This is a genomic window from Phyllobacterium zundukense (assembly GCF_002764115.1).
GTDB classification, from domain to species: Bacteria; Pseudomonadota; Alphaproteobacteria; order Rhizobiales; family Rhizobiaceae; genus Phyllobacterium; species Phyllobacterium zundukense.
Window position 1 is genome coordinate 2,001,820 of the sequence record NZ_CP017940.1, and the last position, 19,154, is coordinate 2,020,973.

20 protein-coding genes and 1 pseudogene are annotated in these 19,154 nt (G+C 57.8%); 12 read left to right on the top strand and 9 right to left on the bottom strand.

Annotated features, from left to right (window positions below; translation table 11 throughout):
* The first annotated feature begins 37 nt into the window (after window positions 1-37).
* From BLM14_RS10030 to BLM14_RS10045, 4 genes are all read left to right on the top strand, one after another.
* Window positions 38-883 (top strand): NAD(P)H-binding protein, encoded by an 846-nt coding sequence (locus tag BLM14_RS10030; protein WP_099999226.1) that lies wholly within the window; start codon window positions 38-40, stop codon window positions 881-883.
* Complete coding sequence (locus tag BLM14_RS10035) at window positions 880-1,371, top strand: anthrone oxygenase family protein (RefSeq protein ID WP_099999227.1); 492 nt, start codon at window positions 880-882, stop codon at window positions 1,369-1,371. The genes BLM14_RS10030 and BLM14_RS10035 overlap by 4 nt, the downstream gene beginning before the upstream one ends.
* Before the next feature lie 111 nt (window positions 1,372-1,482).
* On the top strand, window positions 1,483-2,127 hold the full coding sequence (locus tag BLM14_RS10040) for an FMN-binding negative transcriptional regulator (RefSeq protein ID WP_099999228.1): 645 nt from the start codon (window positions 1,483-1,485) through the stop codon (window positions 2,125-2,127).
* 51 nt (window positions 2,128-2,178) lie between these two features.
* Complete coding sequence (locus BLM14_RS10045) at window positions 2,179-2,577, top strand: YciI family protein (RefSeq protein ID WP_099999229.1); 399 nt, start codon at window positions 2,179-2,181, stop codon at window positions 2,575-2,577.
* Between the two features lie 12 nt (window positions 2,578-2,589).
* Here the strand turns inward: BLM14_RS10045 and BLM14_RS10050 are convergent, their stop codons facing one another.
* From BLM14_RS10050 to BLM14_RS10065, 4 genes are all read right to left on the bottom strand, one after another.
* Window positions 2,590-4,230 (bottom strand): arylsulfatase, encoded by a 1,641-nt coding sequence (locus tag BLM14_RS10050; protein WP_099999230.1) that lies wholly within the window; start codon window positions 4,228-4,230, stop codon window positions 2,590-2,592.
* 269 nt (window positions 4,231-4,499) lie between these two features.
* Window positions 4,500-5,270: a pyrroline-5-carboxylate reductase gene (locus tag BLM14_RS10055; protein WP_099999231.1), complete on the bottom strand. Its 771-nt coding sequence runs from the start codon at window positions 5,268-5,270 to the stop codon at window positions 4,500-4,502.
* 65 nt (window positions 5,271-5,335) lie between these two features.
* Entirely contained in the window at window positions 5,336-5,614 is a 279-nt protein-coding gene (locus BLM14_RS10060; RefSeq protein WP_099999232.1) for a hypothetical protein, read from the bottom strand.
* A 187-nt stretch (window positions 5,615-5,801) separates the two neighbouring features.
* Window positions 5,802-6,185: a nuclear transport factor 2 family protein gene (locus BLM14_RS10065; protein ID WP_099999233.1), complete on the bottom strand. Its 384-nt coding sequence runs from the start codon at window positions 6,183-6,185 to the stop codon at window positions 5,802-5,804.
* A gap of 313 nt (window positions 6,186-6,498) precedes the next feature.
* Between BLM14_RS10065 and BLM14_RS10070 the strand changes: the two genes are divergently transcribed.
* The 7 genes and pseudogenes from BLM14_RS10070 (at window position 6,499) to BLM14_RS10100 (ending at window position 13,018) form a co-directional block, all read left to right on the top strand.
* Window positions 6,499-7,572, top strand: coding sequence for a sensor histidine kinase (locus tag BLM14_RS10070; RefSeq protein WP_099999234.1), 1,074 nt, complete (start codon window positions 6,499-6,501; stop codon window positions 7,570-7,572).
* Between the two features lie 223 nt (window positions 7,573-7,795).
* Complete coding sequence (locus BLM14_RS10075; protein WP_099999235.1) at window positions 7,796-8,740, top strand: adenylate/guanylate cyclase domain-containing protein; 945 nt, start codon at window positions 7,796-7,798, stop codon at window positions 8,738-8,740.
* Window positions 8,741-9,065: 325 nt separating this feature from the next.
* A complete protein-coding gene (locus tag BLM14_RS31765; RefSeq protein WP_237143327.1) occupies window positions 9,066-9,473 on the top strand; it encodes a hypothetical protein in 408 nt (135 codons plus the stop codon).
* On the top strand, window positions 9,463-9,780 hold the full coding sequence (locus tag BLM14_RS10085; RefSeq protein ID WP_133123849.1) for an HD domain-containing protein: 318 nt from the start codon (window positions 9,463-9,465) through the stop codon (window positions 9,778-9,780). The genes BLM14_RS31765 and BLM14_RS10085 overlap by 11 nt, the downstream gene beginning before the upstream one ends.
* Window positions 9,781-9,830: 50 nt before the next feature.
* Window positions 9,831-10,316 (top strand): annotated as a pseudogene (locus tag BLM14_RS32655) (HD domain-containing protein); the annotation flags it as partial.
* Window positions 10,317-10,352: 36 nt separating this feature from the next.
* A complete protein-coding gene (locus tag BLM14_RS10095) occupies window positions 10,353-12,056 on the top strand; it encodes an ATP-binding protein (RefSeq protein ID WP_099999238.1) in 1,704 nt (567 codons plus the stop codon).
* A gap of 182 nt (window positions 12,057-12,238) precedes the next feature.
* The gene (locus BLM14_RS10100) at window positions 12,239-13,018 is read left to right on the top strand and encodes a bestrophin-like domain (protein ID WP_099999239.1); all 780 of its coding nucleotides are present in this window, start codon (window positions 12,239-12,241) and stop codon (window positions 13,016-13,018) included.
* A 20-nt stretch (window positions 13,019-13,038) separates the two neighbouring features.
* On the opposite strand, the gene BLM14_RS10105 is transcribed toward BLM14_RS10100, so the two are convergent.
* A complete protein-coding gene (locus BLM14_RS10105; protein WP_099999240.1) occupies window positions 13,039-13,410 on the bottom strand; it encodes a nuclear transport factor 2 family protein in 372 nt (123 codons plus the stop codon).
* A 255-nt stretch (window positions 13,411-13,665) separates the two neighbouring features.
* Here BLM14_RS10105 and BLM14_RS10110 point away from each other — a divergent pair, with 255 nt between their 5' ends.
* Entirely contained in the window at window positions 13,666-13,923 is a 258-nt protein-coding gene (locus tag BLM14_RS10110) for a YjhX family toxin (protein WP_099999241.1), read from the top strand.
* A gap of 244 nt (window positions 13,924-14,167) precedes the next feature.
* Here BLM14_RS10110 and BLM14_RS10115 read toward each other — a convergent pair whose 3' ends face one another.
* The 4 genes from BLM14_RS10115 to glpX all read right to left on the bottom strand — a co-directional run bounded on the left by BLM14_RS10115 (window position 14,168) and on the right by glpX (window position 19,145).
* Window positions 14,168-15,412, bottom strand: coding sequence for a Y-family DNA polymerase (locus BLM14_RS10115; RefSeq protein WP_099999242.1), 1,245 nt, complete (start codon window positions 15,410-15,412; stop codon window positions 14,168-14,170).
* 112 nt (window positions 15,413-15,524) lie between these two features.
* On the bottom strand, window positions 15,525-17,315 hold the full coding sequence (gene recJ, locus BLM14_RS10120; protein WP_099999243.1) for a single-stranded-DNA-specific exonuclease RecJ: 1,791 nt from the start codon (window positions 17,313-17,315) through the stop codon (window positions 15,525-15,527).
* A 76-nt stretch (window positions 17,316-17,391) separates the two neighbouring features.
* On the bottom strand, window positions 17,392-18,000 hold the full coding sequence (locus BLM14_RS10125; protein WP_133123848.1) for a hypothetical protein: 609 nt from the start codon (window positions 17,998-18,000) through the stop codon (window positions 17,392-17,394).
* 155 nt (window positions 18,001-18,155) lie between these two features.
* Complete coding sequence (gene glpX, locus BLM14_RS10130; RefSeq protein WP_099999245.1) at window positions 18,156-19,145, bottom strand: class II fructose-bisphosphatase; 990 nt, start codon at window positions 19,143-19,145, stop codon at window positions 18,156-18,158.
* Between the last annotated feature and the right edge of the window lie 9 nt (window positions 19,146-19,154).

Below are 19,154 nucleotides of genomic sequence, written 5' to 3' on the forward strand. Positions count from 1 at the left end.
AAATATGAGAAATGCTCATGTTTAAAGGGAGATGAAAATGACTACATTTCACGCTTCGAAATTCCCCGTCCTCATCATCGGCGGCACCGGCAAGACCGGCCGCCGCGTTGCCGAGCGGCTGACCGCGCAGGGCGTCCCGGTCCGCATCGGCTCGCGCAGCGCCAGCCCCGCCTTCGACTGGGAGAACCCTGAAAGCTGGGCAACCGCGCTCGAAGGCGTCTCGGCTGCCTATATCACCTATTACCCAGACCTCGCCGTTCCAGGCTCGGCCGATGCCATCGGCAACCTCGCCCGCCTAGCCGTGCGCAAGGGCGTAACACGCCTCGTGCTGCTCTCAGGCCGTGGCGAGCCGGAAGCCCAGCGCGCCGAGCAGGCATTGCGGGCCTCCGGTGCCGACTGGACCATTGTCCGCGCCAGCTGGTTCATGCAGAACTTCAGCGAAAACATGCTGCTCGGCCCGATCCTTGCCGGCGAAATGGCGCTGCCGGTCAGCAGCGTGCGCGAACCCTTCATCCATGCCGACGATATCGCTGATGTCGTCATCGCCGCCCTCACCGATGACCGCCATGTCGGCCAGCTCTACGAGGTGACCGGCCCGCGCATGCTGACTTTCGCCGAGGCCACGGGCGAGATTGCCAAGGCCAGCGGGCGCACCATAGACTACCGCACCATTACCCCGGAGGAATTCATGCATGGCCTCGAACAGGAACAGGTTCCTGCCGATATCGCCGCCCTCGTCAACGAGCTCTTCACCGTGGTTCTCGACGGGCGCAATGAATACTTGACCGACGGCGTTCAGAAGGCGCTCGGCCGCAAACCGCGCGATTTCGCAGACTATGCCCGCGAAACCGCCGCAACCGGCATCTGGGAGGGCGCGAAATGATCGCCCTCATCCCGCTCCTCACCCTTGTCGCTGCGCTCGGCAGCGGCTTGATAGCCGGGCTGTTCTTCGCTTTCTCCAGGTTCGTCATGACAGCGCTGGCGAAGCTGCCGCCCGAGCAGGGCATTGCAGCCATGAACTCGATCAATGTGACGATCCTCAACGCCACATTCGGCCTCGCCTTCTTCGGCACGGCCGTGCTCGGCCTCGGCCTCGGCATCGTCAGCATTCTGCGCTGGACCGAGCCCGGTTCGCTCTATGTGCTCATCGGCAGCCTCATCTTCCTCGTCGGCACCATCGGCGTCACCATGGTGTTCAACGTCCCGCTCAATGATGCGCTGGCCGCCGTTGCGCCAACGAGCCCGGAGGGCGCGGCCCTGTGGACCCGCTACCTTGCCGAGTGGCTGCCGTGGAACCATGTGCGCACGCTTGCCAATATCGCCGCGCTCATCGCGTTCATCCTCGCCTATGCCAAGCAGGCGGCCGTCTGACGCCACCCAGCGAAGCGCGCACCGCCGCGCTTCGCCCCTCTCTCCGGATCCTTGCGCAAAACCCGTCCCTGAGGCAGTATCGCGCCCGCCAAAGCCAAGGAGTAACGCCCCATGTACCAGCCGCCGCATTTCCGTGAGGACAGGCTCGAAATCCAGCACGGGCTGATCAAGGCGCATCCGCTCGGCCTGTTGATTTCGACCGGCGCGGATGGCCCGGTTGCCAATGCCATTCCATTCCTGATTGATCCAAATGCCTCGCCCAAGGGCACGTTGCGCGGCCATCTCGCCCGCGCCAATCCGCAATGGCGCGATCTCGAAAAGGACGGGCGCGTGCTCGTCGTCTTCCAGGGCGCACAGACCTATGTGACGCCCTCATGGTATGCGACGAAGCGCGAGACGGGCAAGGTCGTACCCACGTGGAACTATGCCATCGTACAGGTGCGCGGCACGGCGAGGATCATCGACGACCGCGCCTGGCTTGCCAGCCAGGTTGCGAGCCTCACCGGCCACAATGAGGCGCCGCGGGCAGCGCCATGGACGGTCGATGACGCTCCGCCGACCTATATCGACGCCCAGCTGAAGGGCATCATCGGTATCGAGATCGAAATCATCGAGATAGAAGGCAAGTGGAAGGTCAGCCAGAATCGCCCGGAAAGTGACCGCACCGGCGTTGCGGATGGGCTCGAAACCGATCAGCACACCGCAGAGGCGCTGGCCATGGCCGAGATGGTACGACGGGGTGGCGCCACGAATTGATGTAACCAATGATCGTGCCGAAATTGACTGGTGCACAGGGAGAGACAATCCATGTTCTACGCCATCCTGGCCTATCACGAGGAGGAAGTGGTCGAATCATGGACCAAAGAGGAGGATGCGGCGCTGATGGCCGAACTGCTCCAGGTCAATGATCGCCTCGTCCGGGAAAAGTGTTTGGGCCCGGCCGCGCGGCTTGGTCCGACGCAACGCGCCGTGACCTTGCGCGGCAAGGATGCCGGCACGATCATGGATGGCCCCTTTGCCGAGACCAAGGAGCAGTTGCTCGGCTTCTACGTTGTGGATTGCCCGACGATTGAGGCAGCCATCGCCGCCGCGCGCGACCTGCGCCGTGTCAATCCGACTGCAGTGTATGAAATCCGGCCGATCTTGCTCTACCGCCCAGGCGCGCCACTGGCAGCCCCGGACGAGAGTCTTCAGGTTTCGCGTTAGCCCCACTGGGCGTCAGTTCTTGCCGCTGCCGGCCTCATGCAATTTCGCCAATACTTGGTCGAGCGAGAAGCTGCCGGGCTTCTGCCGGGGCGGGAACTCGACATAGCTCTGCAAATGCTCGCCAACGAAGGCCTGGGCGGGCACGAGCAGGTATGTCCGGTCCAGCCGCCAGTTTTCATATTGGTCCGATTCATGCTGGGCGCGCTCGAAGGGGTCGGCGCGCAGGTCAAAGATCTTCGGAACCCGCAAGGTGACAAACGGATCCTGCCATACGTCAAAGCCTTCCGCCCGCTGCTCCATGAACAGAATCTTCCAGCGGTCATAGCGAAACGCCGCGAGATTGCCGTCGTCGGTCCAGTAGAAGAACTCCTTCCGCTTGCTTGGGCCGGTGCCAGCCAAGAGATCGCGCTGGTCATAACCGTCGAGATGGACTTTGAAGGTCTTGCCCGCCGCCTCGTAGCCGGCCAGCAGTTTGTTCTTGACGTCCGGTTCCCCGGCTGCCGCAACCAGCGTGGATACCCAGTCTTCGTGGGATACGATCTCGTTGATCTCGGTGCCCGGCTTTATGACACCTGGCCAGCGCATCATGCCGGGAACGCGGTAGCCACCTTCCCAACTGGTATTTTTCTCGCCATGATATGGCGTCGTGCCACCATCCGGCCATGAGAAAACTTCCGCGCCGTTGTCGGTGGTCCACAACACGATCGTGTTGTCGGCGATGCCGAGGTCGTCGAGTTGCTGGAGAAGCTGGCCAACCATGCCATCCAGCTCGACCATGCCGTCAGCTTCAACCCCCAGACCCGTCTTGCCTGTCGACTCGGGTTTGAGGTGGGTGTGAATGTGCATGCGGGTTGAGTTGAACCAGCAGAAGAATGGTTTGTTGGCCTTGTGCTGCCGGTCGATGAAATCCTTGGCAGCCGCCAGGAACTCCTCGTCCACGGTTTCCATGCGCTTCTTGGTCAACGGCCCGGTGTCCTCGATCTTCTGCTTGCCTACCCGTCCGAAGCGCGGGTCCTCGGTCGTATCATCCGTGTCAGTTGCCAAGCATTTCATGACGCCACGCGGGCCGAACTTGGCGCGGAACTCAGGGTTCTTGGGGTAATCAACGTTTTCCGGCTCCTCCTCGGCGTTGAGGTGGTAGAGATTGCCGAAGAACTCGTCGAAGCCGTGAACCGTGGGCAGAAACTCGTTGCGGTCGCCTACATGGTTCTTGCCGAACTGGCCGGTGGCATAGCCCTGCGGCTTCAACAATTCAGCAAGCGTCGGGTCCTTCTCCGAAAGTCCTTCCGGCGCAGCCGGCAGGCCGACCTTGAGCAGCCCCGTGCGGAAGCAGCTTTGCCCGGTGAGGAACGCCGCGCGTCCCGCGGTGCAGGATTGCTGGGCGTAGAGGTCGGTGAAGACCGCGCCTTCTTGGGCAATACGGTCAATGTTCGGCGTGCGGTAGCCCATCTGGCCGCGATTGTAGGTGCTGGTATTCCAGTATCCGATATCGTCGCCGAAAATGACGAGGATGTTGGGCTTCGTGCCCGCTGCCTGGGCCATAGCGGTATTGCTCGCCGCCGTGTTTACAACTGTGCTGATCGCCGACATGGCGAGCAACGATCCGCCCGTCAGCAAGATGTCGCGCCTGCTCGGATTTGCACTGTTTGCCATTGTTGCCCCTCCCGTTGATCAGGCCAAAACCAGAGAGACAGGTTGCTGCGGGTAGTTCGACGTCGTTACGCCCGTAGCACCTCATGTGCTCTGTGACCGTGCGAAGCTGCACGCCGTGATGCCGATAACAGGACTGAGCGGCGTGTCTTGGCCACGGATGATCGTTCTCTCACAGGCGAGGAACAAGTACGTAACGGTAACATCCGTTTCTCGCGCGTCGACGAGGTCCGCAATGGGCCAGTCGCCGCCGGGTGTCAGCGCCCGCTAATTCAGCTCTGTTCGATACGCTTGAGTACGGAATCGAGGGCAAGCGTCAGGGCCTTCGTTCCACCATTCCCGGTAAACTCGGTGAAGACCTGCTCATTCAGACCGCCCTTTGTCGAAAACTCGGAAGCCATTGCCTCAAACGATTGCTCCTTCGAGGCGTCCGTTACGTGGGACAGGCCGCCAAACAGCTGCTTGAGATACAGGCTCGCCTGATCATAGGACATTCCTTCCGCTTCGAGCCAATGGGCGCTTGTTTCCAGCAGGCCGAAATATGTGGCCATCAGCGCACTCGCCGCGCCGAAAAGATCGTATTGCTTGAGGTTCTCTGCCTGCACCGCAGTCCCGAGCGAAGAAAACAGCTCAGCCACCTGTTCATTGGGCGGATAGATTGCCGTCGCTCCCCGCAACTCAGCGACGAATGGCAGGGGAATTGTCCGGGTAATGGTTACGGGCGCGCCAATCCAACCGGCAAGCGCCTCGATCTGGACAGCAGCGATAAAACTCACCACCTGCTGTTGCTGACGAAATCGGAGTTGTTTGACCACTTCCTCGGCGATCTGTGGTCTGACCGCAAGAAAGACGATGTCGGCGCTGTCCACGACATCCTGATTGTCGACGCCTACGCGCACGAGTGGAAACATCTCTGCCAGCCGGAATGCGGCGTGCGCACTACGGGGAGAGACGATGACAGAACTGATATCCGTTCTCGATTTCATCAAGCCAGTGACAACGGCCTCGGTTATCGCACCCGTTCCTACAAAACCTAATTTCATCGTTCCCCGCTTAGTTTGACGTACGCATCAGCAAGCCATGTCGCGAATGGCAAACATTGGCGTTGTTATTTCGACTTGAAGTTATCGTTCGGCTTTATCGTACTGAATCGTTGCACCGTGTTGTAGCGCAAGTTCCTGATTTCAACGACGCCACCTTCCAGAACGGTGTAAACAACTTCCCCGTTCTTGGCTGTAGCGGTTTCACCGGGCTTTCCCTCACCTCTGATGATCTTGTTGATGGTGGTATACTGCGCTGCTGCAGTGTCCTCTTGGGCAAATGCAGGCGGGGAATGCAAACCGACAGCTAAGACCAAAGGAAGAAGAACCGTAGTTGGTCTGTTCATGATGATTCCTACAGCAGAGTAGCCGAAACAAAGCGCACCAATCTAACTCAATTGGTGCTCTCTCCAAAACGACAATGCTGAGTGCGGGCGGCGTCCGCTTAGAGCAGACACCGCCACGAAACCAACTCCGTTGGCCCCATGGAGGGTGCCGCACGCAAGGGTCACGCGGGCAGCCCCCTATATCACTTTAAGAACGTCTCGCTGTGGGCGTGACACTCCCATCCTTTTGACCCGCGAATCCAGACAGAACTGTCGGCTGCTCGCAGATCTTGTGACTTCCATTCATCGTGACGCTCTGCCGAACTGTATATGCAATGAGCGCAACGTCGGGCGAAGGCATGGATACTTCGATATCATCGAGGGCATAGGAGTCGAGGCTCCAATTTCCTTCCTCGGTCATCTTACCCATTTTCGCTTTCTCGATACGCATGACCCCTTGTGCGCCAGTGACGAGCGCGGTCTTCCCCGAGAGTTCGGAAGTGCGGCGGCCATCTTTCGCCTTCATCGCGTCCCAATACGATTTCTCAAGGTTGACGATCTCGTTCTTCGTTGGCTTGGCATGAGCGTTCATGACGTCCTCCTGCGATGTTGTATCACCGCAAAACGCTCTACATCGGTGTCAAGTTCCAGCAGCGCGGTCCAACGCTGACGTCTATCGCTCCATTCGGCCGACGATCCGCCCTCCATTCTGGAGATCAGTGCCCCTCGCGAGGGGCACGGCGACATCGTTGGGATCGGTTGCCCCGCCTTTGCGGAGCCAAAACTAAACAGCCGCGTGCAAAAACGGTTCGCGACATCTTTGGCGGGAAGGTGTATCTTGTTCATGGGATTATACGTGGGCTGTCACAGCTGCGTCGTGGTCTAGATTGGATCAACTTCCTGCCATGATCGACCTGCAAAATATCGAAGACGCGCAAAAGCTTGCTCAGGCAATCGTCAACACGATTCCTGAGCCGTTTATTGTACTTGATGGTGAAATTCGTGTGCTGGCTGCCAGCCGCTCCTTTTATGAAACATTCAAGGTCGATCCAGAGCAGACACGAGGCCATTTGCTCTACTCGCTAGGGGACGGACAATGGGACATCCCTGCCCTTCGTGTCCTGTTGGAGACAATCATTCCCGAACGTGCCGCAATGGACGGCTTCGAGGTCGAGCATGATTTTCCCAATCTCGGCCGCAGAACCATGCTGTTGAACGCTCGAACCGTTCTCTACGACGACAACGCCATTTCCACGATCCTGCTTGCTTTTTCTGACGTAACCAGTCGCCGGGCGATCGAACGGGAAAAGGATGACCTGCTCAAGCAGACAGAAGAGCTGCTGCGCCAGAAGGATATCCTGCTTCAAGAGATGCAGCACCGCGTCGCCAACAGCCTGCAGATCATTGCCAGCATCTTGCTGTTGAAGGCGGGGGCCGTCACGTCGGAGGAAACACGGCTTCATCTCCGCGACGCCCATCAGCGCGTCATGTCGGTGGCCGAGGTGCAAAGGCACCTGCATACATCCAACAGTATTGACCAGATTGAAGTCGGTTCTTACCTGACGAAGCTCTGCCGCAGTCTGGCCGCCTCGATGACCGGGGAAAGCAACCCCCTTACGCTCGATGTGACGGCAGACGCAGGATGGATAGGATCAGACAAGGCCGTCAGCCTTGGCCTGATCGTCACCGAACTCGTCATCAACGCGATCAAGTACGCTTTCCCGTCAGCCAAATCCGGCGACCGGATCGCCGTCACCTACGAGACTGACAAGGCAGACTGGAAACTGATCGTCTCTGACAACGGCATCGGGAAAAACGCTGTTACCGTCGGCGAAACCGCTGGCGGGCTCGGAACAGCTATTGTCGAGGCTCTGGTAAAGCAGCTTGATGCCCGCATGGACGTCGCCAGCAGCGCAGAGGGTACTAGCGTGTCCATCACCCGGGCGACCTTCACGTCGCGCATGCCGCAGGCGGCATGAACCATCTTCCACCCCGAACTTCTCGACAGACCCCAAGCCGACGGCGAAGAGAAGGGCTCCGAAGCTGCATAGCCGTGACCGGGATGCAAAACTGCTTCTCGCTTGCTGCGGGGATCGCAAACAGATGACGAATATAGTGGCGTGCTGGCGTGTTCACCATTGAAAGCCACTAATCGGGCCAGGCCATGACATGAGTAAGCAAACAAGGGAGCGCATAAGCAACATGCCCACGGTTGAAGCCCCTCCTCTTGAGCGCAAGCTGGTTGCCATTCTGGCTGCGGATGTCGAAGGATATTCGCGCCTGATGCACGATGATGAGGAGCAAACCCTTGCGACGTTGTCAGCTCATCGCAATATCATCGACGCATTGATCGCGGCCGGTCGTGGGGAAATCTCCGGCACCGCCGGCGATAGCGTATTGGCCGAGTTCGCAAGCGTTGTCGATGCGGTCCAATGCGCCGTTTCGATCCAACAGGCTCTAACCAAGGCCAATGCCGTTCTACCGGCCAAGAACCGAATGTTGCTGCGCATCGGGATCAATGTCGGCGATGTGATGGTCAAGGACGGCGGCATCTTCGGCGACGGCGTCAACGTCGCCGCACGCCTGGAGGCGATCGCCGAGCCGGGTGGCATCTGTGTGACGCGGGGCGTGCGCGATCACCTGCGCGACCGAATGGATTATGAGTTCGAGGACCTTGGCGAACACCGCGTCAAGAACATTAGCCGACCCGTGCGTGTCTTCCGCGTCTGTTTCGATCCGAATGCAACGGCGGAACTGCCCCAAACAGAGCCCGTCGCGCCGACAGAGGGCGTTCACCTGGCAAATGACCAGAACCCGCCCGTCGCGGCCGGGGCCGACGCCGTTGAACTTGCGTTCTGGCAATCGGTACAGGCGAGCAACGATCCGTCAGAGTATCAAGCCTATCTGGCGCAGTTTCCGGAAGGAGACTTCGCAGCTTTGGCTCAGGCCCGTCTGGCCACGCCTTCGATCTCCGACCAATCTTCAACCGAAGATCGCACCGTGGAACTCGAGTTCTGGAACTCCATCAAGGACACTGAACTCCGGGTAATGTTTGAAGCCTACCTCGAAAAATATCCGGATGGCGAGTTCAGGAGTTTGGCCGAGATCCGGCTGGAGACGCTCGCGTCCGGACCAGCGGCACGTTAGAGCGGAAATGAGCCGACTCAAGCAGTTCGCAGCTTATCAGTGATTATGCATTTTAAGCCGGCTGGCTGGTTCTTCAGGACCTATGAGCAATCGCTCGCTGTCTCCTAGTACCAGCGCCCACGGCCATACCAGCCGCCTCCGCCTAGCAGAAAAATGATAAGGACAATAATGAGAAGTGTGGTGAGATCCATGTGAGTCTCCTATGGGTGCTCTGGTCTGCGCCGTCCTGCCTTGAGCAGGGCATTGTCGTGACAGCACCCGGTCTTCAATGAACGTCCGGCGCCGTTTATTGTTCCATTGGAACGATCTGGGATCGTGAGCGCATGTGTATCAAGCCAATTTAGTGCGCTCGAAGGCCGCCCAGCAACGGGGCGCCGCGCCTTGGGCGGTCGCTGACCTATATCGCGCCCAGCTGAAGGGCATCATCGGCATCGAGATTGAAATCGCCGCGATCGAAGGTGAGTGGAAGGTCAGCACCGGCGTTGCGGATGGGCATGAGGCCGCTCAGCACACGGCGGAAGCGCGGGCGATGGCGGAGATGGTGCGGGGTGGTGAAGTATGGCTACATTTAGTCACAACACCAGACCGCGCAGTAAAAATTGGAACGGCCATTCACAACTTGTTTAAAATAAAGGACTACAGTAAAAGCAGCTCAACCAGAGATTGCTGTGGGCTCGAGTTCCATCTACACTTGTCCATACGGAATCGCTTAGAGGTAATCAGTGTCATTTGAAAAGAGCTTGTTGTGGAAAAAGCTATTTGAAAACAACGACGATATTCAACATTCCGAGCAAGTCGAAAGGTTGGTTTCGACTTACAAGAATATGCGGTCACAGGTCGCCTATCTAGTAGGGGAAATTAGCGTAGATCTTCCCCAATATACCGTACATGACATTACACATTTAGACGCCTTGTGGGATATTGCAGATCAGATAACCGGAGAAAACTATAGTATAAACCCTCTCGAGGGATTTGTACTAGGTGGAGCTTTGCTTTTTCACGATGCTGGTATGACGATGGCGTCCTACCCTGGGGATTGACCCAGATCAAGTTGACCAGGGAATGGCAGAAAATTCACCAAAATATCTGCTTGAAATACAATGCAAACGGTACCGAAAACGACGCGGCCGCACTGATTGTTTTTCTGCGAGAGCAGCATGCGAAGCAGGCAGAGTTTCTTCCATTTACGGAGTGGCCAAGTCCCAACGGGCATCGAACATTGATAGAGAATGGTGAGATTCGGCAAAAACTTGGGCAATTCATTGGTCAACTTGCTGCTAGTCACTGGTGGAATCATGACGTTCTAGCGGCCAATCTTAACCGCAAAATACCGGCACCAGCATCTTTCCCAGCGGTCTAATCTATCGATTTGCTTAAATTGGCATGCATTCTGCGGACAGCCGATGCAGCCCATATAGACGAAAGGCGGGCTCCCGGCTTTCTGTTGGCACTTCGAAAAGCTCGACTATCCCCCCTCTCGCAACAGCATTGGCATTTTCAAAACAGACTTACTCAACCTCAACTCAGGGGCGATGGTTTGTATTACGCATCGACGTCTGATTTTGAAAGAACGGAAAGTTCTGAATGGTGGCTACTTTACGACACATTAAAGATGGTCGATGACGAACTAAAGAAAACAGACGGATTGTTGTCTCGTCTAAGAGGTGATGACTTGCGCTTCTCAGCAAAGCGCGTGTCCAATTTAGAAACGCCAATGGCTTTGACCGACTCCGTAAGGGTTCGCGGATGGAAGCCGATCGATACGGCATTCTCTATTTCTGACATCCCCAGACTGGTAGAAAAACTGGGAGGCGAACAACTTTATGGGAATGACAAGTTTCCAGCAATCCGTGAATTGGTTCAGAACGCAATGGACGCGATTCGCCTGCGGCGCCTGGTTGACCCTGAAGCTCCTGAAGGAGGTGTTACTGTTCACCTCTCCTCGACGGGATCAGTTAACAAATTGATAGTCTCGGACAACGGTGTAGGAATGTCGGCTAGCACGATTGTCGAGAGTTTACTTTCCTTTGGTTCAAGCGGATGGCTGAACGACCCAGCGATTGGCGAATTTAGTGAGAACCTCCCCGATAAATCTGATATCTCAGGAAAATACGGGATTGGCTTCTTTTCTATTTTTATGCTCGGCAAACGAGTATGGGTCAAGACCAGACGTTTTGATAAGAGTGTCGACGACACCATTGTTTTGGAATTTAGGAATGGTCTGGATGAGCGTCCGATACTTTTCGCCGCTGAAGGTTCTGAAAGAAAAGTTAACGGCGGCACTACAATAGAGATTGAATTAGATGCCCCTCTGTTCAATGAATTGCTTGCGCCCGGGAATGTTCACGAACTAGGCTTCCAAGCGAAATTGGCCGTTACATTTCCCACGAGCAACGTTCCAATTTCGCTGGAATTGCCGGGCGTCAAAAGCGTGATAGATGGCCGCCGCTGGAAGGAAGAACCCGGACAAGACCTCCTGAGAAGAGTTGAGGGACAGGACTTTCGCGACAAGGAGATATCGAAATACGCGGCCAATTTGCGACCGCTGTGGAATTCAGACAACGAGTTAATCGGCAGAATGTGCGTGGTACCCCGTGATTTTGTGCTGGGTTTCAGAAGAAACACCATAACCGGTTCGGTGGTATCAAACGGTGCCAAAGTTACTGACATTAACTTTCGCGGGGTGGTCGAAGGACAGGTCCAGAGGGCATCTCGCGATACTGCAAGTCCAATTTGGTCGGCTCGATCTATCGCCGATTGGGCGAGCGAACAGGCGCAGATTATTGCGGCAATGGAGAAAAACGTAAATCACCAATTGAGCTGTGCAGAGTATGTAGTCGCTTGCGGAGGCAACTCCCGGGATCTCAAAGTTTGTGAGACATCCATCGGCTATCTCTCCTTTCCAGAGTTACAGAATTACCTCAAATCGGTCGATCACGTATGGTTGGCCCATGATGCTGCACTTTCAATTATTAGACGACGTTTCGAGAAATTTGTACTGTCAGAGAATGTCATATTTTGCTCAATGGGAACGCCTGCATTGTTTCCTTCTGGTCGATATGATTTGCCTGTCGATGATGGTTCAATTGGCGACCTCATTGTCAAAGAAATTGCGCAAGAATTTCAAATAAATAACAAATTACTCAACAAGTACATGTCTATTGTTGATGGTGAGTACTTGTACGATGCAAAGACAATTTTTGGAAGAGACAAAAATGGGAACGATTATCAAGAAAGGGCGAAGTATTTTTGCAGAAATATGACAGAATCGACAATTAAAACTTATAGGCTAAATAAAAATCATAGAGTGATGTGAGTTGGCTTGGCATCTTACCGGTCGCCGACATCCGTCGCCCCCACCATCCCCCCAGTAGCATTCCCGCCAAATCCACGTAAATTACCCCTTGGGGATACCATCGGTTGCATAAATGCCGCTGCGGTTGCGCGTCCAACGTGCGTGATGAGCAGCCAAGAAATACCGCCCGGGGGAGATGCCGCATGCTTTTCGAGGTTTTTGTCGGTGCCATTTTCGTCGGCGGGACGATTGCGCTGACGCTCGCTTCCTATTTCCTGATGCGTTGGATCACCGGCGGCGAGGCCGAGACCCACGAAAAAGACCTGGCGAGCTCGGTCATCTTCCGCATTTCCGCCCTGCACGGGCTGATCCTGGCGCTGGTTTTTGCGCAGGAAATGATCGATTACCAGCAGCTCCGCTACCAGACCGCCACGGAGGCCAATGCCCTCGCCGACATCTATTTCGATGCCGGGCGCTATGGCGACGCCGAGAAGGGCGCGATCCAGAAGGAACTCAACGATTATATCCGCGTCGTCGTCGACAAGGAATGGCAGGAACTTGGCGAGACTGACCGGCTGGCGCCGGAAGCCTGGGCGCAGTGGGACGAGGCCTATCGCGCGATTCTCGATCTCGTGCCGGCAAATCCGCGCCAGCAAAGCCTGCGCGGCCACATGCTCGATAAGATCTATGTCGTCTCCGACAGCCGCACCAGGCGCGAGAGCACCGCTGCCGATTCCATGAGCGCGATATTCTGGTTCGCCGCGCTTTCGGGCGTGTTCTTCATTTCGCTCGCCTATTATTCCTATCCGCCGCGCCGCCGCAATATCCTGCTGATTTCGATATTCGGCGCCTATACGGGCATCATCCTGTTTCTCATCTACGCCTTTTCCAACCCCTACAGCCCGCCGGCCGAGCTCAGTCCGGGCCCGATGCTGCGGCTGCAGGAGCAGATCGCCAACGCCGCGCCGCCGGCGGCAAACTGATCAAGCGCGACCGGACCGGCCTAGCTGTCGACGAAACCGCCCGGCTCTGCCTTGTGCGGGATCGACCAGCCGAAATAGACCTCCGCGTCGGTGACCTTGCCCTCGCGAACGGTCAGGATTTCCGTGTTGCGGAACCTGTTGCCGTCTGTGCTGCTGCCCTCATAGGTGACAAACACCTTGTCGCCCGCCGGGACGAGATGGATGAATTCGAAACCCGCAATGCTTTCGCTGTTCGGCCAGCAGCGTTCGAAAAAGATCGTGCGATCAATGCGGTTGTCGAGCGGGCTGGTGAAATGGAAATCCTCGGCAATCAGCGGCTCGATCGCGGCGCGGTCCTTGGCAACAAAGGCTTCATAGATCGCACGGACGACCTCCACCAAATCTTTCGCCATGCTATCCTCCTTTGTGTGATGATCCATAACCCCGGCGGGGCCGCGAAGGTTCCGCCACCCTTTGACATCCGGATTGTCCGCGTTATATATCGGCCATCCACCCGATGGAGTCCTTATGTCTTCTCAGTCTGAGTCCCGCTGAAGCCCCAGCTTCCTTGAAGCTTGGGGCGTGAAAACAGGAGCCCCGTGCCGGCATTGCTTGGCTGCGGACACGTTCTCATGGGCGTTTTGCCCGTTTTCCTCAGGACTACAGACATGGACATTTCGCGCGACGAACAGCGCATTCTTCACCTGCTCGCCCAGGGCGGCAAAATTCTGCTCGAAAAAGACGAACGCAAGACCATTATCGAGATCATCTGCCTCACCCGCGATGGCTCACGCTACATGGCCTGCGATCTGCGGCTGTTTCGCAAGCTGAAACAGAAAAGGGCTATCGCGTCCGCCGGTGGCGGGCCCTACCGGGTCACCCGCCGCGGCCTGCAACTGGTGCGGGCCGAGCTGGATAACCGGTAGCGCCGTGGGGTCCGACCGGTTATCTCTCCCCATTGAGGGGGGCCCGAAGGGCGGGCGAGACCCGTGGCTCGCCCCGGTAGCGATTTCAGCACCTTAGCTCTTGCTAAGTGCTAGAAATCCCAAGGGAGGGGATTTTTAACTTCAGTGGAAAAGTATCCCCTCACTTGGATTTTCCAAGGATTTAGCAAGGGCTAAATCCAGGAAAATCCTTTCTCTCCCGCAAGGGGAGAGATAATCGCCCCCCTCAAAAATCCTCCGCCTCGGGTATCCGTCCAAACGCGATCTTTGAGCCGATATAATTGCCGGGGCCATTGACCGGCCCGAGATTGAGCGCCTTCGAGCCATGGCGCACGCGCACCTTGTCGAGCATATCGGACACGCGCTCCCACTGGCCGCGCTGCTTCATGCTCGCGCCGGTGTCGAACAGGTCGCGGCTAGCCTCCTCCTCGCCGGAAAGATCGTGCAGCACCACCGTGACATTGCTGATATTTCGCATCTCGCCCGATTTCAGCAGTTTTCCGTGCAACTCATTGAGGCAGTTCAGGAAAGTGTGGTCGTCGCGCGCCGGGCGGAACTGGCCTTCCAGCGTCACGCGGCTGTCGCGCCTGACCCCGATCGTATAGCTCATGGCGCCGGCGCGGAAATGCGAGCGGCGCAGGCGGCGTGCGGCGCTGAGCGTCAGCAGCCTTGCGCATTGCAGCACCTTTTCCGGCGCGCGCCAGTCCGGCGGCAGGTTGCGGCCATGGCCGAACATGCGCTTGACCGTCTCCGGCTTTTCCACCGCATAGCCATGCAGCGCCGAGACGAAGCGTTCACCCTCCACGCTGTTCCAGATGGCGCGGGCGTGTTTTGGCGCCAGATCCCACAGGCCTTTGATATCGGTGACTCCCGCCTCGCCCAGGCGCGCCTCCATGCCCTTGGAAATGCCCGGCAGGTCGCGCAGTTCGAGGTCGAACAGCCTTCCCGGCAGGTCGGCATGGTCCAGCAGCACAAAACCGTCCGGCTTGTCCATTTCCGCCGCGATCTTGGCCAAAAGCTCATTGACGGAAATGCCGATGGAACAGGTGAGGATCGGCCCGATCTCGTCGCGCAGCGCGCGCTTGATCCTTGCCACCAGCGCCTCGGCCTCGCGCGCCTCCGACGCCAGCAGGCTGCAGGAGACCTCGTCGATCGAGCGGACCGAGGCAATCGGCACGCAGCGCTCGATCGTTTCGAGAATGCGATTATGCAACTTTACGTATATGTCCGGTCGTGCCTCGATGAAGACGATGTCCGGGCATTTCTCCCTCGCCTCACGCACCGACGTCCCGGTCTTGATGCCGAAGGGCTTGGCCTGGCGGCTCGCGGCGATGACACTCGTATGGGGCGAGTCGAGCGGCACCACCGCAACCGCGCGTCCCTGCAGCGCCGGATTGAGCTGCTGCTCGGCGCTGGCAAAGAAGCTGTCGAAATCCAGATACAGCTTTTCAGGATGGGTCGGTTTACGCATGTTCAAAGTTCTCAACTGAGAACAAAACTAGAACATATGTGACAAAAAAATGGAACAAGAATCTGCGAAAACCATATGAGAAACGTCGAATCCTGACAAAAAATCTGACGATTCAGATGGCTTTTGCCGCGTCGAGGATGCGGAATTGCGTGGTGGTCGAGCCGTTCCAGTGGTTGAGCGCAAGGTTGCCCGCCACATGCATCGACTGGCCTAACTGATTGAAAAGAAAGTCGCCGAGCGGACTGCCGACGGCCCGGAAGGCGATGGCGTTGATGCGCTTGCCGTCCGCCCCGGCCAGTGTCGCCTTGACATGGGCCGTGCCAACCATTCGGGCATCGACCAACCGGTGATGCGGCAAAACCAGCACCGGTTGCGGGTGTCCGGAACCATAGGGACCGGCCTTCTCCAGTGTGTCGTAAAGCGGCACAGTCGCCCCCGCAGCGCTCAGCGCGCCGTCGATGGCAAGGGATGCATTGCCGCGCAACTGCCCGACCATTTCGCTGGCGTTCTCCTCGAAGAACGCCCTTAAAGCCCCCAGTTTCGCCCGCTCTACCGTAATTCCGGCCGCCATGGCATGACCGCCACCCTTGACCAGAAGCCCCTGTTCGACGGCATTTCGCACCAGTCTTCCGAGGTCGAAACCATTGATCGACCGGCCGGAACCGCTGCCTGTGCCATGGGCGTTGAAGGCGATGGCGAAGGCCGGGCGCCGCGTCCGTTCCTTCAGCCGAGCCGCGATCAGCCCGACGATCCCCGGGTGCCAGTCATCGCTGGCGGTAACCAGAACCGCCGGTCCCGATCCGGCGGAAAGTTCCACCATCGCTTCCGTCTCGGCCTGCTCGAGCATGATGGTTTCCATCGCCTGGCGTTCCTGGTTCAGCCGATCGAGCTCCTCGGCAATGCGCATCGCTTCGTTCGGATCATCCAGCGTCAGCAATCTTGCGCCGAGCCCGGCATCGCCGATCCGCCCGCCCGCATTGATCCTCGGCCCCACCAAATATGCGAAATGAAAGGCATTCAGCGGTTCGCCGATGCGCGAGACACGCGCCAGCGCGGCCAGTCCGACGTTCTGCTGGGCCCGCGCCACCAGAATGCCCTTGACGACGAAGGCCCGGTTCAACTCCTTCAATGGCACGACATCGCACACGGTCGCCAGCGCCACCAGATCGAGCAGCGACAGAAGGTCAGGCGCAAGCGTGCCGGTGGTGGTGCGCTTTTCGCGTATGACCCGCAACGTCTGCACCAGTGTAAGGAAGACCACCCCGGCAGCGCAGAGATGGCCCTGCCCGGAGAGATCGTCCTCGCGGTTCGGATTGACCACCGCATGCGCCGCGGCCGGCAGTTCGCCGCCCACCTGGTGGTGGTCGAGCACCACCACATCGGCGCCGGCAGCCTTCGCCGCCTCGATCGCCGCCGCACTATTAGTGCCGCAATCCACCGTGACAATGAGCGACGCCTGCCCTGCCAACTCCTGCATCGCCGCCGGATTGGGGCCGTAGCCCTCAAATATCCGGTCTGGAATGTAGATCCGGTTGGCAACGCCGTAATGGGTCAGGAAGCGCGACAGGATCGCTGAAGAACAGGCACCATCGACATCATAATCGCCGAAAATCGCAATCTTCTCGTGCCCGGCGATAGCTCTGGCGATGCGCTCCGCCGCTTGTGTCATGTCAGTCAGCGAAGCCGGATCAGGCATCAGGCTCTTGATCGTCGGCTCCATGAAGGCAGCCGCCTCATCGAGGCCAACGCCCCTGCCCGCAAGAACGCGGGTCACCAGATCGGGAAAACCATGGTTCTGCGCCATGGCAAGCGCGATATTGGCCTCGCGTTGCCCCAGCCGGTCTATCCATTTGAGACCAGTCGCCGATTGTTCAACGCCAAGGAAAAGCCGTTCCGAATTCATCTGAAGGTTCAATCATCCGCCAGCGATGAATGCAATGCTTCGAAAGACCTATCCAACGGCAATCGCGGACGGTAGCTCAATTTCCAGGGGGCAGCGCCAGTTCGCTTACGGCCTGAGCCATGGACGAGGCGAAATCGGCGAGTTGCCGGTCAACCACCCCTTTCGAACTGAGCCTGTAGTTCATGACCGGCTGGATGAGCATGTAGCGGCCAAGCACGCCCGTGGCGCAGACCAGAAAATCATCCTTCTTCAGCGGATCATCCGAACTGACGCAGGCCATGGCCCGGTTGCCGTAACTCACATTGGTTCGCAGCGCCACCTGATTGGGCTGCGTGCTGTGATACTGAAAGGCCTGGTCGAGAAGGCTGCGCACCACAGGATCGTCCGGCCCGTCCCTGACGGGATACATGCCCGCAACATTGCTGGCCCGGACACCCGTGATCGACACGATCGCGCGTGCATCCAGCCCTGCATATTCGGCCGACGCGCTGAAATTTTGCGGGTCACTGTTACGGCTGATTATAGTGAAAGGTCCTGAGGTCTCCGGTAGTCCGACCAGAATGTCACTGGAGCGATAGCCCTGGATGAGATCGAGATCCGCCTCCTGCGCCCGCAGCGAAGAAACTGCGGTCGAGACAAGGACCGTCGACAATAAACCACAGGCTATTCCGTACCGGATATTCATGGCTGTCCTATCGGAATGAATTCCTTTGAAATCAAAATAGCAAAAATCATTTGATCCCAATAGGGTACAGTCACACTTGATCATGAAACGCGGTTAAATACAAAACTGCCGGCCCCTTTCGGGACCGGCAGTCCATATCCTTGGCCAAAGTATTCTTACTGGAACTTGGTCATATCCTGGTGCTTCGCCTTGATTTCGCGCACGGTTTGCGAATGCGAGCGCATGACGACCGTATGGGTCTGGATGTAGTCGCGAGCGAACTTGACGCCGGATAGCATATTGCCATCGGTAACGCCCGTCGCCGCAAAGAGCACGTCGCCCTTGGCCATTTCTTCCAACGTATAGATCTTCTTCGGATCGCTGATGCCCATCTTGGCTGCTCGGGCGATCTTGTCGTCGCTGTTGAGCTGAAGGCGTCCCTGCATCTGACCGCCAATGCAGCGCAGCGCTGCAGCCGCCAGTACGCCCTCGGGTGCACCGCCAATGCCGATATAGATGTCGATGCCGGTTTCGTCCGGATCGGTCGTATGGATGACGCCGGCCACGTCGCCATCGCCGATCAGGCGAATAGCAGCACCAGTCGCACGCACTTCCTCGATGAGTCGGGCATGGCGCGGACGGTCCATGATGCAGGCAGTGATTTCATTGAGCGGAACGCCCTTCGCCTTGGCCACAGCCATGATGTTCTCGATGGCAGGCGCTTCGAGGTTGATGATGCCGGCAGGGTAACCCGGTCCAACCGCAATCTTTTCCATGTAGACGTCGGGCGCATAGAGAAGATTGCCCTTTTCTGCAATTGCGATGACAGCGAGCGAGTTCGGCAGGTTCTTGGCGCAGATGGTCGTGCCTTCCAGCGGATCGAGCGCGATATCGACGGCGGGTCCGTTGCGTGTTCCAACTTCCTCGCCAATGTAGAGCATCGGCGCTTCGTCGCGCTCGCCCTCGCCAATCACGACGGTACCGGCAATCGGCAGGCGGTTGAGCTCCTGGCGCATCGCGTCAACGGCCGCCTGATCGGCTGCCATCTCGTCGCCGCGGCCGCGTAGACGCGCGGCAGCCACCGCAGCGCGTTCCGTTACACGAACGAGTTCCAGCGTCAAAATACGATCGAGGCCCACGTCATTCTGGTCGGAAGTTTTCAGCATAGTGTTTCC

Bases quoted from the DNA above. Each gene is read 5' to 3' on its own strand.
- BLM14_RS10110 (WP_099999241.1), top strand. From the start codon at position 13,666: ATGGACATTTCGCGCGACGAACAGCGCATTCTTCACCTGCTCGCCCAG.
- BLM14_RS10030 (WP_099999226.1), top strand. From the start codon at position 38: ATGACTACATTTCACGCTTCGAAATTCCCCGTCCTCATCATCGGCGGC.
- recJ (WP_099999243.1), bottom strand. From the start codon at position 17,315: ATGAATTCGGAACGGCTTTTCCTTGGCGTTGAACAATCGGCGACTGGT.
- BLM14_RS10070 (WP_099999234.1), top strand. From the start codon at position 6,499: ATGATCGACCTGCAAAATATCGAAGACGCGCAAAAGCTTGCTCAGGCA.
- BLM14_RS10035 (WP_099999227.1), top strand. From the start codon at position 880: ATGATCGCCCTCATCCCGCTCCTCACCCTTGTCGCTGCGCTCGGCAGC.
- BLM14_RS10060 (WP_099999232.1), bottom strand. From the start codon at position 5,614: ATGAACAGACCAACTACGGTTCTTCTTCCTTTGGTCTTAGCTGTCGGT.
- glpX (WP_099999245.1), bottom strand. From the start codon at position 19,145: ATGCTGAAAACTTCCGACCAGAATGACGTGGGCCTCGATCGTATTTTG.
- BLM14_RS10050 (WP_099999230.1), bottom strand. From the start codon at position 4,230: ATGGCAAACAGTGCAAATCCGAGCAGGCGCGACATCTTGCTGACGGGC.
- BLM14_RS10055 (WP_099999231.1), bottom strand. From the start codon at position 5,270: ATGAAATTAGGTTTTGTAGGAACGGGTGCGATAACCGAGGCCGTTGTC.
- BLM14_RS10100 (WP_099999239.1), top strand. From the start codon at position 12,239: ATGCTTTTCGAGGTTTTTGTCGGTGCCATTTTCGTCGGCGGGACGATT.
- BLM14_RS10115 (WP_099999242.1), bottom strand. From the start codon at position 15,412: ATGCGTAAACCGACCCATCCTGAAAAGCTGTATCTGGATTTCGACAGC.
- BLM14_RS10045 (WP_099999229.1), top strand. From the start codon at position 2,179: ATGTTCTACGCCATCCTGGCCTATCACGAGGAGGAAGTGGTCGAATCA.
- BLM14_RS10040 (WP_099999228.1), top strand. From the start codon at position 1,483: ATGTACCAGCCGCCGCATTTCCGTGAGGACAGGCTCGAAATCCAGCAC.
- BLM14_RS10065 (WP_099999233.1), bottom strand. From the start codon at position 6,185: ATGAACGCTCATGCCAAGCCAACGAAGAACGAGATCGTCAACCTTGAG.
- BLM14_RS10095 (WP_099999238.1), top strand. From the start codon at position 10,353: ATGGTCGATGACGAACTAAAGAAAACAGACGGATTGTTGTCTCGTCTA.
- BLM14_RS10105 (WP_099999240.1), bottom strand. From the start codon at position 13,410: ATGGCGAAAGATTTGGTGGAGGTCGTCCGTGCGATCTATGAAGCCTTT.
- BLM14_RS10125 (WP_133123848.1), bottom strand. From the start codon at position 18,000: ATGAATATCCGGTACGGAATAGCCTGTGGTTTATTGTCGACGGTCCTT.
- BLM14_RS10075 (WP_099999235.1), top strand. From the start codon at position 7,796: ATGCCCACGGTTGAAGCCCCTCCTCTTGAGCGCAAGCTGGTTGCCATT.